General features: G+C 38.7%; 15 protein-coding genes. All 15 read left to right on the forward strand.

The features are described 5' to 3' along the window. Positions 1–380: 380 nt before the first annotated feature. The 15 genes from OU989_RS02470 to OU989_RS02540 all read left to right on the forward strand — a co-directional run bounded on the left by OU989_RS02470 (position 381) and on the right by OU989_RS02540 (position 16,602). Positions 381–1,235 (forward strand): class II fructose-bisphosphate aldolase, encoded by an 855-nt coding sequence (locus OU989_RS02470; RefSeq protein WP_274795533.1) that lies wholly within the window; start codon positions 381–383, stop codon positions 1,233–1,235. Positions 1,236–1,384: 149 nt separating this feature from the next. After that, positions 1,385–2,035, forward strand: a complete 651-nt coding sequence (gene fsa / locus OU989_RS02475; RefSeq protein ID WP_274795534.1) for a fructose-6-phosphate aldolase — start codon at positions 1,385–1,387, stop codon at positions 2,033–2,035. A 65-nt stretch (positions 2,036–2,100) separates the two neighbouring features. Next, positions 2,101–3,387, forward strand: a complete 1,287-nt coding sequence (locus OU989_RS02480) for a UDP-N-acetylglucosamine 1-carboxyvinyltransferase (protein ID WP_274795535.1) — start codon at positions 2,101–2,103, stop codon at positions 3,385–3,387. A gap of 95 nt (positions 3,388–3,482) precedes the next feature. Then, positions 3,483–4,439: a class II fructose-bisphosphatase gene (glpX, locus tag OU989_RS02485; protein ID WP_274795536.1), complete on the forward strand. Its 957-nt coding sequence runs from the start codon at positions 3,483–3,485 to the stop codon at positions 4,437–4,439. Between the two features lie 228 nt (positions 4,440–4,667). Then, a complete protein-coding gene (gene rho / locus OU989_RS02490; RefSeq protein ID WP_274795537.1) occupies positions 4,668–5,951 on the forward strand; it encodes a transcription termination factor Rho in 1,284 nt (427 codons plus the stop codon). A gap of 125 nt (positions 5,952–6,076) precedes the next feature. Next, positions 6,077–7,975, forward strand: a complete 1,899-nt coding sequence (locus OU989_RS02495) for an AraC family transcriptional regulator (protein ID WP_274795538.1) — start codon at positions 6,077–6,079, stop codon at positions 7,973–7,975. An 85-nt stretch (positions 7,976–8,060) separates the two neighbouring features. Beyond that, positions 8,061–9,785, forward strand: coding sequence for an ABC transporter ATP-binding protein (locus OU989_RS02500; protein WP_274795540.1), 1,725 nt, complete (start codon positions 8,061–8,063; stop codon positions 9,783–9,785). A 37-nt stretch (positions 9,786–9,822) separates the two neighbouring features. After that, positions 9,823–10,617, forward strand: coding sequence for an ABC transporter ATP-binding protein (locus OU989_RS02505; RefSeq protein ID WP_274795541.1), 795 nt, complete (start codon positions 9,823–9,825; stop codon positions 10,615–10,617). 19 nt (positions 10,618–10,636) lie between these two features. Continuing rightward, positions 10,637–11,689 carry a FecCD family ABC transporter permease gene (locus OU989_RS02510; RefSeq protein ID WP_274795542.1) on the forward strand — a complete coding sequence of 351 codons (1,053 nt, stop codon included), beginning with the start codon at positions 10,637–10,639 and terminating at the stop codon, positions 11,687–11,689. Further along, positions 11,686–12,720 carry a FecCD family ABC transporter permease gene (locus tag OU989_RS02515; protein WP_274795544.1) on the forward strand — a complete coding sequence of 345 codons (1,035 nt, stop codon included), beginning with the start codon at positions 11,686–11,688 and terminating at the stop codon, positions 12,718–12,720. The genes OU989_RS02510 and OU989_RS02515 overlap by 4 nt, the downstream gene beginning before the upstream one ends. A 264-nt stretch (positions 12,721–12,984) precedes the next feature. Next, positions 12,985–13,188, forward strand: coding sequence for a 50S ribosomal protein L31 (gene rpmE, locus OU989_RS02520; protein ID WP_004269457.1), 204 nt, complete (start codon positions 12,985–12,987; stop codon positions 13,186–13,188). Between the two features lie 115 nt (positions 13,189–13,303). Then, positions 13,304–13,876 (forward strand): thymidine kinase, encoded by a 573-nt coding sequence (locus OU989_RS02525; RefSeq protein ID WP_274795545.1) that lies wholly within the window; start codon positions 13,304–13,306, stop codon positions 13,874–13,876. 167 nt (positions 13,877–14,043) lie between these two features. Then, entirely contained in the window at positions 14,044–15,120 is a 1,077-nt protein-coding gene (gene prfA / locus OU989_RS02530) for a peptide chain release factor 1 (RefSeq protein ID WP_004269459.1), read from the forward strand. Beyond that, positions 15,107–15,967 (forward strand): peptide chain release factor N(5)-glutamine methyltransferase, encoded by an 861-nt coding sequence (gene prmC / locus OU989_RS02535; RefSeq protein ID WP_274795546.1) that lies wholly within the window; start codon positions 15,107–15,109, stop codon positions 15,965–15,967. The genes prfA and prmC overlap by 14 nt, the downstream gene beginning before the upstream one ends. 44 nt (positions 15,968–16,011) lie before the next feature. Continuing rightward, positions 16,012–16,602, forward strand: a complete 591-nt coding sequence (locus OU989_RS02540; RefSeq protein ID WP_274795547.1) for a stage II sporulation protein R — start codon at positions 16,012–16,014, stop codon at positions 16,600–16,602. Positions 16,603–16,604 lie beyond the last annotated feature (2 nt).

Below are 16,604 nucleotides of genomic sequence, written 5' to 3' on the forward strand. Positions count from 1 at the left end.
ATAGCCCCTGCTTTTCAGGGGCTGGCCTCCGTTTTGTTTCACTGCACTGCGGCTGACACTGTCGCTACGTTGCACTCCGCTTTCGTGTAGAAAATAATAGCCCCTGCTTTTCAGGGGCTGGCCTCCGTTTCGTTTCACTGCACTGCGGCTGACACTGTCGCTACGTTGCACTCCGCTTTCGTGTAGAAAATAATAGCCCCTGCTTTTCAGGGGCTTGGCCTTCGTTTCGTTTCACTGCACTGCGGCTGACACTGTCGCTACGTTGCACTCCGCTTTCGTGTAGAAAATAATAGCCCCTGCTTTTCAGGGGCTATTATTTTTGCTATGATTGAGGAGCATATTTATGTAGAAAGAATAGTCCTATGAGGAGGATTTTTAGTATGGCATTAGTATCTATGAAAGAGATGTTAATTAAAGCAAAAGCAGAGGGTTATGCTGTTGGTCAATTCAACATTAACAACCTTGAATGGACACAAGCAATTTTACAAGCAGCAGAAGAAGAAAAATCTCCAGTGATTCTTGGTGTTTCTGAAGGCGCAGGTAAATACATGGGCGGATTTGTCGCTGTTGTTCACATGGTAAAAGGTTTAATGGAATCTTACGGTACGACAGTTCCTGTAGCGATTCATCTTGACCATGGTTCTAGCTTTGCAAAATGTAAAGAAGCAATTGATGCAGGCTTTACTTCCGTGATGATTGATGCATCACATCACCCATTTGAGGAAAATGTTAAAATTACTTCAGAAGTAGTAGAATACGCACATGCTAAAGGCGTTTCTGTTGAAGCAGAATTAGGAACAGTTGGTGGGGATGAAGATGGCGTAATCGGTGGTATTATTTACGCTAATCCAGAAGAATGCCGCAAAATGGTTGAGCTAACTGATATCGACTGCTTAGCACCAGCACTTGGCTCTGTACATGGTCCTTACAAAGGAGAGCCGAACCTAGGCTTTAAAGAAATGGAAGAAATCTCTAAGCTGGCAGATCTACCACTTGTATTACACGGTGGTACAGGTATCCCAACAAAAGATATCCAACGCTCCATTTCATTAGGTACAGCTAAAATCAACGTCAATACTGAAAATCAAATTGAAGCAACAAAAGTAATCCGTGAAATTCTTGACAATGACAAAGTGGTTTACGATCCTCGTAAATTCCTTGGTCCAGCACGTGAAGCCATCAAAGCTACGGTTATTGGTAAAATTCGTGAATTTGGAAGTGCACAAAAAGCATAATTTTTGCATTTAATATGTTACAAAAGCATAGATAAATACACATAATAAGAGAAGTGTTGATGCTTTCAATCGACCTTCTCTTGTTTTTGAAATAATGAAAATTTGGAAAATAACTAATAATATAAGAAAAATGATCAGGAGGAAATATAATGAAATTTTTCATTGATACAGCAAATTTTGAAGAGATTAAAGAGGCACATGCATGGGGTATCTTATCAGGAGTTACAACAAACCCATCGTTAGTTGCTAAAGAAGAAAATGTTTCTTTCCATGATCGTCTACGTGAAATTGCTGAGCTAGTTGATGGCTCTGTGAGCGGGGAAGTTATTGCGCTTGATGCAGAAGGAATGATTAAAGAAGGTTTAGAATTAGCTGCGATTGCTCCAAACATTACAGTGAAACTACCAATGACACCAGCTGGATTAGAGGCTTGTCGTTACTTTGCAAACAAAGGTATTAAAACAAATGTGACATTAATCTTTAGTGCAAACCAAGCATTAATGGCTGCGCGTGCAGGTGCTACATACGTATCACCATTTATCGGCCGTTTAGATGACATTGGTCAAAATGGTGTAGAACTAATTGAAACAATTGCTGATATTTTTACAATTCATAATATCGATACGCAAATTATTGCTGCCTCTGTTCGTCATCCACAGCACGTTACGGCTGCAGCATTAGCGGGCGCACATATTTCAACTACTCCGTTTAAAGTATTAAAACAACTTTTCCACCATCCATTAACGGAAAAAGGAATTGAAGGATTTTTAGCGGATTGGAATAAGAGAAAAGGCGAATAATAAGAATATACAGTGTGAGCGAATTGCAAAAAATACTACTTTCCAATCATGAGGGAGAACGCAAAATGGATGTTTATAAAATTACTGGCGAAAATCGTCTTCAAGGTACAATTAAAGTTAGTGGTGCAAAAAATAGTGCAGTCGCCTTAATTCCTGCATCAATTTTGGCGAACTCTCCAGTGACTATTGGAGGGATACCCGAAATTTCAGATGCATGGACATTAAAGGCTTTGTTAGAGGAAATTGGCGGGGAAGTTTCGTTTGAGAATGGTAAAATGACGATCGATCCAACCGATATGATTGCATTGCCGTTACCAAATGGTAACGTTAAAAAGCTACGCGCTTCCTATTATTTAATGGGTGCTATGCTTGGTCGTTTTAAGAAAGCAGTTATTGGATTACCTGGAGGCTGCTTTTTAGGACCACGTCCAATTGATCAACATATAAAAGGCTTTGAGGCATTGGGAGCTAAAATTACCAATGAACATGGGGCGATATATTTACGCGCAGATGAATTGATTGGGGCAAAAATTTATTTAGATGTGGCCAGTGTTGGAGCTACAATTAATATCATGTTAGCCGCAGTCCTTGCAAAGGGACGTACTGTCATTGAAAATGCTGCAAAGGAACCTGAAATTATCGATGTAGCAACACTTCTAACGAATATGGGAGCTAATATTAAAGGTGCAGGTACAAGTGTTATCCGTATTGAAGGTGTGGAAGAATTACACGGTACCGAGCATACGATTATTCCAGATCGTATTGAAGCTTCTACATTTTTAATTATGGCTGCAGCAGTCGGTGACGGTATTACTATTGATAATGTTATTCCACTGCATTTAGAAGCTATTATTGCCAAGCTTCGTGAAATGGGTGTGAAAATTGAAATTGGGGAAGAAAGCATTTATGTGCCTAAAACAGACCTCTCAACATTACAAGCGGTGGATGTCAAAACCTTGGTATATCCAGGATTCCCGACGGATATTCAGCAACCACTTGCTGTGTTAATGTCACAAGCATTCGGTTCCTCAAAAGTAACAGATACTATTTATACAGCTCGATTTAAGCATATTGATGAACTTCGACGTATGAATGCAGATGCTCGAGTAGAAGGAAACACGGCTATTATTAAAGGGCCAAGTAAATTGCATGGCTCAACCGTAACAGCTACAGATCTTCGCGCTGGTGCAGCTTTAGTATTAGCTGGTCTCCTAGCGGAAGGTGAAACAGAAATTCATGATATCTATCATATTGAACGTGGCTATAGCTCACTTATTGAGAAATTACGTGATTTAGGCGCTGATATTCGACGTGAAACCATCATGGCACGCGTAGCTGAGACAAAGGAATAATGAGAGCTAAAAGTTTTCAACCAATTATGTTACAATAGAGGTAATTTGAATGTTTTGGCACGTATAAGATGCCAATAACGGGAGGCAAAGCAACAATGGAACGTAGTTTATCGATGGAAGTAGTACGAGTAACAGAAGCAGCAGCAATCGCATCCGGGAAATGGATGGGGCGCGGTTTAAAAATTGAGGCAGATGATGCAGCAACAACAGCGATGCGCAAAATGTTCGATACAATTCCAATGCATGCTACAGTAGTAATTGGTGAAGGTGAAATGGATGAAGCACCAATGCTTTATATTGGTGAAGAACTTGGTTTACGAAATGGCGGTCCACAGGTAGATATTGCAGTGGATCCACTAGAAGGTACAAATATTGTGGCAAAAGGTACAAATGGTGCGATGACAGTACTTGCGATTGCAGATAAAGGGAATCTGTTAAATGCTCCAGACATGTACATGGAGAAAATTGCCGTTGGACCAGAAGCTGCTGGGAAAGTAGATATCAATGCTTCTGTCACTTATAACTTATTACAAGTTGCAAAAGCTAAAAATAAAGATATTTCTGATGTTGTCGCTACTCTTTTAGATCGACCACGTCACCAAGCAATTGTTGATGAAATTCGTGAAGCGGGTGCACGTATTAAATTTATTCAAGATGGCGATGTTGGTGCAGCGATTAATACTGCTTTTGATGAAACAGGTATTGATATTATGTTTGGAACAGGTGGCGCACCAGAGGGCGTTATTGCAGCTGTCGCGTTAAAATGCCTGGGTGGAGATTTCCAAGCAAAACTTGTACCAGAGGATGAGGAGCAATTAGAACGCTGCACAAAAATGGGTGTAGATGTTGAAAAAGTTCTTTATTTAGATGACCTAGTAAAAGGTGACGATGCTATTTTTGCAGCGACTGCTGTAACAGATTGCGAGCTTTTAAAGGGTGTTCAATATAAAGGTGCTTATGCCTTAACACATTCAGTAGTTATGCGTGCTAAATCTGGTACGGTTCGTTTTGTTGAAGGCCGTCACGCTCTTGAGAAAAAACCTAGATATTAATGATATTTTCTTCTAAAATATACCTAGTACATCTATTGTGCTAGGTACCTTCTTCTTTAATTAACCATCCAATATTTTGTAAGGCGAAGTTTCGTTTTATGGTAGAAAGTGTACCAGTAGTTATTATTAAACTAAGGCACCATATAAGCGTTAACAGAGCCTATCGTAAAAACTTCAATGAAAACCCCAATAATGTATTATATTTTGAAAAAGACTGGAGTTGTGCATATGTCTGCATTGACAATCGCTCAATTAGAAAACATGACGTTAAAAGAGCTTTACGCCCTTGCACGCCAATATAAAATTTCATATTATAGCAAGCTAACGAAAAAAGAATTAATATTTGCTATTTTGAAAACGCGTTCAGAGCAAGAGGGCTATTTCTTTATGGAAGGCGTACTAGAAATTGTTTCGCAAGAGGGCTTTGGCTTCCTTCGACCAATCAACTACTCTCCAAGTAAAGAAGATATTTATATTTCTGCATCCCAAATACGTCGCTTTGATCTACGTAATGGGGACAAGGTGTCAGGAAAGGTGCGCCCACCAAAGGAAAATGAGCGCTATTATGGCCTATTACAAGTAGATGCTGTTAATGGCGAAGATCCTGAAGTGGCGAAAGAACGTGTTCATTTCCCTGCATTAACACCTTTATATCCGAATCGACAAATTAAGCTAGAAACAACACAACGTAATTTATCGACACGTATCATGGATTTAGTTGCACCTGTGGGCTTTGGCCAACGTGGTTTAATCGTTGCACCACCAAAGGCGGGGAAAACATCTTTATTAAAAGAAATCGCGAACGCCATTACAACCAATCATCCTGAAGCAGAGTTAATTGTCTTACTGATTGATGAACGTCCTGAGGAAGTTACAGATATTGAACGTTCTGTCAATGCAGATGTTGTCAGCTCAACTTTCGATGAAGTGCCAGAGAACCATGTAAAAGTGGCAGAGATTGTATTAGAACGTGCACGACGTTTAGTGGAGCATAAGCGTGATGTCATTATTCTAATGGACTCAATTACACGTTTAGCGCGCGCTTATAACCTAGTAATTCCACCAAGTGGACGTACACTTTCAGGTGGTATTGATCCGGCGGCTTTCCATAGACCGAAACGTTTCTTTGGTTCAGCTCGAAATATTGAAGAAGGCGGTAGCTTAACGATTTTAGCAACAGCTTTAGTCGATACGGGTTCACGGATGGACGAAGTAATTTATGAAGAATTTAAGGGAACAGGTAATTTAGAGCTCCATCTTGATCGTCAGCTTGCAGAGCGCCGTATTTTCCCAGCGCTTGATATTCGTCGTTCAGGTACACGTAAAGAAGAGCTTCTTCTTGAGCCAGAGCAACTTGAAAAGCTATGGGCTATCCGTAAAACGTTTTCAGATGCGCCTGATTTTGCAGAGCGCTTCCTGAAAAAAATACGTACAACAAAATCGAATGAAGAGTTTTTTGAAAAACTTAACGAAGATATGAAAAAAGCAACAAAGGGTAAGGGGCTTTTATAAAATAGCAATCATCACCATTGACAAGAAATCGTCAATGGTGATTTTTTTTTATTTTAAAAGATTGTTGATATTGATAATCATTATCAATATACTGGAGCTATAACAACTGTTGAAAGGAGACGAAGATGAACTATGATGCCTACATGCTTCTTTGGCAAAATACATTCCTTCAAGTGAAGCATATCGAATACATAAATAAAGCAGAAGTCCGAATATCAAAAGTATTAACCTATAGCACATTTCTTATTGTCACAGCAGGCGATGCACAGGTTGTTATTGATGAACAGCCTTATCATGTACAACGCTTCACTATTTTTCACATCGGAAAATCTCAATGTCTTCAGATTACTGCGCAGCATAGAGTTAGTTACTTTCTTATAGGTTATAAAGGCAGTGTCATGTACAGAGATGCTTTTTTACAGCATTTACAAATACAATACCAACCTTTTCAAACATGCTTTTCTTGTGTACCTGCGAACCCAATCATCATTCACAACATTCTTCAGGATATGTATAGTAAATGGAATTCTGGCTCTATTCAAGAGCATCTATCAGTTAAAGCTTCGATGTATGAGTTTATTTATCTTATATTTCATGAAATGGCTGATGGACAAGGCACTCCACATGAAGTGGATAAAGCTGAAGTAGCACACTTGTATATTAAACAACATCTTCATCAACCATTATCTGTGCAAACATTAGCAGATATGCTTCATATCAGTACGCGTCATCTTTTACGTATTTTTAAAGCTCGTTTTGGGGTGGGACCACAAATTTATTTACAGCAATTGAGAATAGAGCAAGCAAAAAAATACTTGCTGACCCATCATTATGGCATAAAAGAAATTGCTATTTCACTAGGTTTTGAAGATGAATACTATTTTAGTCGAGCATTTAAAAAGGCGACAAATATGGCACCAAGCAGTTTTAGGCTGAAATATGCAAGTTCTATGTCCGAAATTGCCATTACAAATGAGAATCGTTTTCAATACAATAAGAATCAGCTCGCGCAAGCAAAACGATTTGAGAATGGAGAAAATGAATTCATGAGGCAAAAGATGATTCAGCATATCAAAATATCTTTTTTATTAAGCTTGCTAGTTTTATTAGCAGCATGCAATGAAGATACTAGTCAAACTAAAGAGGAGCAACAAACACCACTTACTCCAGAGACTAGAATCGTGATGGATGATAGTGGACGCAAAGTAGAAATTCCGATGAGAGCAGAGAGAATCGTAACAGATTGGTATCTTGGTCAAATTTTAGCGTTAGATATTGTACCCGTAGGAGGAGTAACGGCTAACCTCGATTATGCTGCCTTTTTAAAGCAACATTACAAGAATGGGGAAATTACCAATATTGGTACGGATGGTAAGGTGTCATTAGAAAAGGTTTTGGAGTTAAAACCAGATTTAATCATTACATGGAATCCAGAAGATGTAGAGAAGTTCGAGAAAATTGCACCAACCCTTGTATTCGCTGAAGATGCTCATCCATCAGCAACTGAAGAAATTAAGGCGATGGGTAATTTTTTAGGAAGACAGGACGAGGCTGAAACATTTACAAAAGAATTTGAAGATCGTATAGCAAAAGCGAAGCAAAAAATTAATGATGTGATTCCAGATGGAGCAACATTTACTATTTTTGAAATGTTTCAAAAAAATGCATCAGTTGTTGGAAATTCAGGCGTATCAGGCGGTAGAGCACTCTATCAAATCTTGGAAATGAAACCTCAAGGAAAGGTGCAAGAGTTATATGATTCAAAGGAAGCGAGTGGTGGGCGTTATGAGATTTCCTATGAGGTAGTAGGAGACTATGTAGGTGACTATAACTTCATGATTAACTTCTTTTACAAAGATGAGAAGTTACCAGCCACATGGGCAAATTTAAATATTGTAAAAAATAATCAAATACTAGAGCTTCCATCTGAATTTTATTTTGCTTCTGATCCGCTTTCTGGCTTACATCAAGCTGAGGAACTGGTTGACAAAATAGCTAACTTTACGAAGGCTCAGCAACAATAATTGTGAAAACTGGGAGCTATCTGTATAAAACAGATAGCTCGTTTATTAGATTGGGCGAATGATATCGCAAGAGGAGGCAGCAACAATGTTATTACAGCGTTTTTTTTCCTATTATAAGCCCTACAAAGGTTTATTTATTTTAGATTTTAGTTGTGCGATTTTAGTGGCATTAATCGAGCTAGCATTTCCGATTGTATTAAATAAAGTAATTGATGATATTCTCCCTGATGGAGAAATGAAGTGGATTATTATGGCAAGCTTATTGCTGTTTGCCTTATACATCTTCAATTCCATTTTACATTTTATCGTTTCGTATTGGGGACATATGCTGGGAATAAATATTGAAACGGATATGAGAAAGGAATCCTTTAGTCATGTGCAAAAACTTTCCTTTAGGTTTTTTGATAATAATAAAACAGGACATCTAGTTTCTCGCTTAACGAACGATTTAATGGATATTGGTGAGCTTGCTCACCATGGTCCAGAGGATATCTTTATTGCGGCAATGACGATTATTGGGACATTCGGTGTCATGTTCTATATTGATCCAACTTTTACGATTCTCATTTTCTTACTTGTACCTATCATCTTAATTTTGACGATAATTTTTGGGAAATTAATGTCTAAAGCATTCCGCCAGATGTTTGGGGATATAGCAGATTTCAATGCTCGCGTTGAAAATAATGTCAGTGGCATTCGTGTTGTACAAGCCTTTACCAACGAAGAGCATGAGATTCAACGTTTTAAAGTAAATAATGAAAGATTCCGTATGACTAAGTTGTTTTCTTATAAAGTTATGGCTTGGAATGAAGCCATTTCAGGCATTCTCACGAAGGTTTTATCATTATTTACATTATTTGTTGGAGCATTTTTTGTATTAAATGGCCATTTAACTAACGGTGATTTCATCGCATTTATTTTACTTTCAGGTATCCTTTTAGGGCCAATAAACAAAATTAATATGTTTATAGAAAGCTATCCAAAAGGCATGGCAGGATTTAGACGCTATATTGAATTCCTTGAAACAGAGCCTGAAATAGCAGATCGTCCAGAGGCAAAAGCAATCAATGAAATTGAAGGAGAAATAATATTCAAGGATGTCTCGTTTGGCTACACAGATAATTATCGTGCTTTACAGCTAATGAACTTAAGGGTTTGCCCTGGTGAAACAGTGGCACTCGTAGGACCCTCGGGTGCAGGGAAATCTACAATTTGCAGTTTATTACCTCGGTTTTATGAAGTAAATGAAGGCTCTATTAAAATTGATGGCATTGATATCCGTGATTTTAAACTGCAATCGTTGCGTTCGCATATAGGGATTGTCCAACAGGATGTCTTTTTATTTGATGGCACTATTCGTGAAAACATTGCCTATGGTAATTTACATGCGAATGAAGAAGATATTTGGAATGCAGCACAACGAGCACAGCTTACCGATGTCATCCAAACTCTTCCTGAGGGAATGGATACATTGATTGGTGAGCGTGGTGTGAAACTATCAGGCGGGCAGAAGCAAAGATTATCGATCGCTCGTATGTTTTTGAAGAACCCCAAAATTTTAATATTAGATGAAGCAACATCAGCATTGGATACAGAGACTGAACAAGCTATCCAGCAAGCGTTAAATGAGCTAGCCATTGGACGTACTACATTAGTAATTGCCCATCGTTTAGCAACGATTAAAGATGCAGACAGAATTGTAGTTGTCTCGAAAAAGGGTATTGTTGAAGAAGGTACACATGAGCAATTAATGGAACGAAAAAATGCTTACTATGGCTTGTATACAGCTCAATTTGGTTTACAAATATAAGGGTGATAGTGCGCTCGAAAAAGAAAGGAAGTTAAAAATGGCAGTACTAGAAATAGATCGTGTTGCGATAGGTTATCCCTCAGCGCTCATCGTCAATGATTTAAGTGTGAAAATTCCTAAAGAACAAATCTCCACAATTATTGGTCCAAATGGTTGTGGTAAATCTACTTTATTAAAAGCTGTAGCCCGTGTACTTCGAACACAAAATGGAGCAATCTATTTAGATGGCAAAGCTATTCACCAATTAAAGACAAAAGAAGTAGCGAAAAGGATGGCTATTTTACCTCAAACGGCAACAGCACCAGGAGGGTTAACGGTTTTTGAGTTAGTATCATACGGTCGTTTTCCACACCAAGTAGGATTTAGGAATTTACACAAGGAAGACTATGAATATATCCATTGGGCAATTGATGCTACAGGGCTGAGAGAATATAGTGATCGACCCATTGAAGCATTGTCAGGTGGTCAGCGCCAAAGAGTATGGATTGCCATGGCATTGGCACAAGGCACAGATATTTTAGTACTAGATGAACCAACAACTTATTTAGATTTAGCACATCAGCTTGATATTTTATTGCTGCTTCAAAAGCTAAATAAAGAAGAACGACGAACAATTATCATGGTATTGCACGATTTGAATCATGCTTCCCGTTTCTCGCATTTTCTGATGGCCATGAGAGAGGGCAATTTAATCGTGAATGGCAGTCCAAAAGAAGTGATGACAAAAGAAAATTTACAAACCGTTTTCAATATCGACGCAGAAATGGCTGTTTGTCCATTTAGTAAAAATCCAATTTGCTTATCTTATCAGCTGCACGACATGAAGGTATAAAATTTGAGGAGGAAATAGAATGACTACGTCGACAGAAGTAGGGGAGCTCAACGAAATACAAAAGCTCCAGAAACGATCTCATCCGATCCGTGGAGCAGTAGCCTTAATTGTTGGAATAATTGGATTAATATTTACCTTCGTTTTATCGATTTCCTTTGGTGCTGCGGATATTTCATTGGGTACTATTTGGACGGCAGTTACCCAATATTCCCCTGGATTAACAACACATCAAGTTATTCATGATATTCGCTTACCTCGCGTACTTGGAGCTGCATTAGTGGGCGCGAGCTTTGCAGTAGCAGGGGCGATCATGCAAGGGATGACACGCAACCCGTTAGCAGACTCGGGATTACTAGGCTTAAATTCAGGAGCTGCCTTGATGCTAGCAATATGCTTTGCCTTTTTCCCTGGTCTACCTTATATGTATTTAATTTTATGGTCCTTTGTAGGAGCAGGTCTTGGCGTTCTCATTGTTTATGGAATTGGCTCACTGTCTAATGGTGGCTTAACACCAATGCGACTTGTTCTAGCTGGAGCTGCTGTCAGTACATTGCTTGGCGCACTAGGGGAAGGGATTGCTCTTTACTATCGCATTGGACAAAATCTAGCTTTTTGGTATGCGGGTGGGGTTTCGGGCACAAAATGGAGTCATCTACAGATTTTATCTCCATGGATACTTATCGCCATGATCGGTGCACTTACTCTATCACGTTCGATTACTGTGCTGAGCTTAGGCGAAGAAATTGCTGTTGGACTTGGGCAACGTACGGCTGCTGTAAAAGTATGGGGAATGATGATTGTTTTAATTTTAGCAGGAGCCGCAGTTTCTGTTTTAGGGGCAGTTGGTTTTGTAGGATTAATTATCCCTCATTTAACAAGATACATAGTAGGTCATGATTATCGTTGGATTATTTCCTGCTCAATCCTATATGGGGCATTGCTTGTAGTACTAGCTGATCTTATAGCACGTATGCTCAACCCACCATACGAAACACCTGTTGGCGCGCTTATTGCCTTTATCGGTGTACCTTTTTTCCTGTATTTAGCACGTAAGGGAGGAAAAGAACTATGAGTAATTGCTATTTAACACCAAGTCAAATTAAGTTAAAAAGAAAAAATATCTCCATTATGGTGATACTGATAGTTTTAATCTTCATTACCTTTATTATTAGTATGAATACTGGTGTCATTAAGCTAACACCTTTGGATATTTTGTGGACGCTTTTAGGACAAGGAGATGCACAACAACAAGTAATTTTATTTGAGTTCAGGCTACCTAGAATCGTCATTGCTGTATTCGTAGGGATGGGCTTAGCAATTTCAGGAGCTATTTTACAAGGTGTTTCAAAAAATGCTTTAGCAGATCCAGGGATACTAGGAATTAATGCTGGTGCAGGCCTGGCTGTCATGCTCTATGTATCATTTTTTCCTATTACAAAAGCAGCGCCTGTTTATTTACTACCAGTATTGGCTTTTATAGGGGCAGGTTTAACTGCGGTTATCATTTATACACTTTCTTATAGAAGGCATGAAGGTATTACACCGATGCGCTTAATTTTAACTGGGGTAGCAGTAGCGGCAGGGATTAGCTCTGCTATGATTGTGCTAACATTACGTCTGTCACCAGAAAATTATCAATTTGTAGCAACATGGCTAGCAGGGAGCATTTGGGGTTCAAATTGGCTATTTGTGTTTTCATTGTTACCTTGGCTAGTTATTTTATTGCCTTTTGTTTTTGTAAAAGCAACGGTATTAAATGTTTTGAATTTAGGTGAATTAACAGCTGTGGGGCTTGGGGCATCCATAGAAAAAGAGCGTCGTTGGTTGTTAGTAGCTGCTGTTGGCTTAGCAGGTGCTAGTGTTTCCGTAAGTGGAGGGATTGGTTTCGTAGGGCTGATCGCACCACATTTAGCTCGACAGCTTGTTGGAGCTAAGCATCAGTTTTTACTACCAACCGCAGCACTGTTAGGAGGCTTTCTAGTTTTAATGGCGGATACGGTTGGTCGTTCTATTTTTGAACCATCAGAAATTCCAACTGGGATTGTAGTAGCTGTTATAGGTGCGCCGTATTTCTTATATTTGTTGGCAAGATTGAAGGAATAATTATGATTACACAATATCGCTTCAAAGTACGAGATGAAAAATAGTGTTAGTAGACTGTGATTATCGAGAATCTCGAGAATAGGAACAACCAGAAGTGTTGTTTTTAATATTTTTTTCTTGAAAAGAATAATTCGACTATGCTATACTTCATAGGTATGTAACGTGTACATATATAGCTGATGTTTCGCTCATATTCGGGCTATGTAAGGTACAGTTCGATAATACTCTGTTCCAGATGGTTCAGGGCGAGAGGAGAAAACGAATATGAAACAAGGAATTCATCCAGACTACAAAGAAGCAACAGTAACTTGCTCTTGTGGGAACACTTTCAAAACTGGTTCAGTAAAAGAAAACATCGTTGTCGAGTTCTGCAACGAATGTCACCCATTCTATACTGGCCGTCAAAAATTCGCGTCTGCTGATGGTCGCGTGGATCGTTTCAACAAAAAATACGGTCTTAAAAACTAATGTTAGTTTAATACCTGCCAAGCATGCGCTTGGCAGGTATTTTTTTCAGAAAATAAACATGTTGATGCAAGTCTTTTCAAAATCCAGATTGAAATGAAGAAAGGGAGAAGACAAAATGGCACAGCTATATTTTAAACATGGTGCAATGAATAGTGGGAAATCGATAGAAATTCTAAAAGTTGCCCATAATTATGAAGAACAGCAGAAGCCTGTGATGATGTTTACTTCAGGTTTAGATACACGTGATGAGGTTGGCTTTGTTTCAAGTCGAGTAGGATTACGACAACAGGCCATTCCTGTATATGAGGATACAAACATTTTCGAACTAGTTAAAAATAATGTCGTCAAGCCATATTGTGTGCTTGTAGATGAAGTTCAATTTCTAAAAAAAGCCCATGTTTTACAACTAGCTAATATTGTGGATCAATTGGACATCCCTGTGATGGGCTTTGGATTAAAAAATGATTTTCAAAATGAGCTATTTGAAGGTAGCCAATACATGCTTACATATGCAGATAAAATTGAGGAAATGAAAACAATTTGCTGGTTCTGTCATAAAAAGGCGACAATGAATTTACGAGTAGATGAAAGCGGTAAGCCAGTCTACACAGGGGATCAAATTCAAATCGGTGGGAATGACTCGTATTATCCCGTTTGCCGAAAATGTCACGCACATCCATCACTATAAAGCATGTGACAACGCTAAGAAAAAGTAGCATACATGCGAAAATTTCCTTATACTAAGTAGTGGAAATAAGAAATGTAAATTAGCCATTACGCCTAAGCGTCATTTTGATTGTAGCTGCTTCTCCTTAAAGAAGGAGCATCTTAAAAAACTAAATAGAGGTGAAATCCATGTTTGATCGATTACAAGCAGTGGAAGATCGCTATGAAAGGCTAACAGAGCTTTTGAGCGATCCGGATATTGTTAATGACAGTAAGAAATTACGTGAATATTCTAAAGAACAATCAGATATCCAAGAAACAGTGGATACTTATCGTGAATATAAAAGTGTTAAAGAGCAGTTAGTGGATACACGTGAAATGTTAGATAGCGAAAAAGATCCTGATATGCATGAAATGGTGAAGGAAGAATTTAACCTATTAAAAGCACAGCAGGAAGAGCTAGAAGAACGTTTACGTATTTTATTAATTCCAAAAGATCCGAATGATAATAAGAACGTTATTATGGAAATTCGTGGTGCAGCTGGTGGTGACGAAGCTAATATCTTTGCGGGTGATTTGTTCCGTATGTATTCTCGCTATGCAGAAACACAAGGCTGGAAAATTGATATTATGGAAGCTACACCGAACCCAATGGGCGGCTATAAAGAAGTAATCTTTATGATAAACGGACAAGGAGCCTATTCAAAATTCAAATTTGAAAATGGTGCCCACCGTGTACAACGCGTCCCTGCTACAGAGTCACAAGGTCGTATTCATACATCGACAGCAACAGTAGCGTGCTTACCTGAAGTTGAAGAAGTAGATGTTGAGATCCATGAAAAAGATATTCGTGTAGATACATTTGCGTCTTCAGGTGCAGGTGGTCAATCCGTAAATACAACGATGTCTGCTGTTCGTATGACCCATTTACCAACAGGTGTGGTAGTTTCAATGCAGGATGAACGTTCACAAATTAAAAACCGTGAGAAAGCGATGAAAATTCTACGTGCCCGCGTTGCAGATATGTATATGCAAGAGGCGCAAAAGGAAATTGATGCTACACGTAAATCTGCTGTTGGCTCAGGTGACCGCTCTGAGCGAATCCGCACATACAATTATCCACAAAACCGTGTAACAGACCACCGTATCGGTTTAACGATTCAAAAGCTTGATCAAATCGTTGAAGGTAGACTAGACGAAATTATCGATGCACTTATTTTAGAAGAGCAAGCATCGAAGTTAGAGCGATTAAATGATGACCTATAAAAATGTGATGGAGGCCCTTGAGTGGGCTTCTTCTTTTTTAGTGGATAACGGTCGTGAGCAAACAGCAGCGCGTATTGTCATGCAACATGTACTGGGTACTAGTTATTCAGAGGTCATGTTACATTTACAGGAAGAATTAACAGCGGAGCAGCAAGAGACATTTAAAGCACTTCTAGAAGAACATGTGAGTGGGCGTCCAGTTCAATATTGTGTTGGTAGTGAGGAATTTTATGGTCGTTCCTTTTTAGTTGATGAATCGGTCCTAATTCCTCGCCCTGAAACAGAGGAATTAGTACTCGGAACAATCAATCGCTTGCCAAAACTTTTTCAACATCAAACATTGAAGCTAGCTGATATCGGTACGGGCAGTGGAGCCATTGCCATTTCAATGAAGCTAGAATGTCCAGAGTTAACGGTTATTGCCACAGATTTATCAGAGGATGCATTAGCTACCGCACAAAAAAATGCCCAGCGCTTAGATGCGGATATTGATTTCAGATTGGGCGATTTAACCGCTCCGCTTGCAGGAGAGAAATTTGATATTGTTTTATCCAATCCACCGTATATCGCCTTTGATGAAGCGCAGGAAATGTCGAGTGTTGTGCTTGAGCATGAGCCGCATAGTGCGCTATTTGCGGAGGAAGACGGTCTTATTTTATATAGAAAATTAGCTGAACAATTACCCTTTTATATGAATAGCCCAGCATTAATAGGTTTAGAAATTGGTTATACACAAGGAGAAAAAGTAGCTAAATTCTTTCAAGATAGTTTTCCACAGGCTACAGTTTCAATAGAAAAAGATATTAATGGTAAACCTCGAATGATTTTTTGTGAGATTCATGTATAAAGTTTCTTGAACTTGCCAACAATGTTGAGCAAGGAGGGATTTTTATGTTAAACGAATACAAGATTATTAGATTACCTAAACAAAATATCTTTCTAGCTTTTGCTAGATTAGTAGTAGTGGCGATTGCTTTGCAACTATGTATTTTATATATTCCATCATTAGTAGGCTTTGCAAAGGAAGCTATGAATGATGAGCAAGAAAAGGATTTTCGTATACGCATTATTGCAAACAGTAATACGACACAAGATCAGCGAGAGAAAGAGCAGCTTGCGGAAGATTTAAAGCCTTACTTTATGCAAGTTGCCACTGCTGGATTTGCAGGGAATGAGCAAATTCTTTCTTTAAAACAACAAATTGAAACAGAATTGAATGAAAATTATCCACAGATGGATACACAGGTTGTAGTTGGGGATAACTTATTTCCACCGAAAAGACAAGGTGCTGTTCTATATCCACAGAATGTGTATCATTCCATTGTCGTTAAGATTGGTGATGCGCGTGGGGATAACTGGTGGTGCAGCATCTTCCCATCCATTTGTGAGCCAGAAAAAGAAGAAGTAAAAGTGGAAGAGTCCGAAGAAAAAGAGCAAGTAACATTCTTTATATGGGAATGGATTAAAGGACTTTTTGAATGAAT

The organism is Lysinibacillus irui, assembly GCF_028877475.1.
In the GTDB taxonomy this organism is placed as follows: Bacteria; Bacillota; Bacilli; order Bacillales_A; family Planococcaceae; genus Lysinibacillus; species Lysinibacillus irui.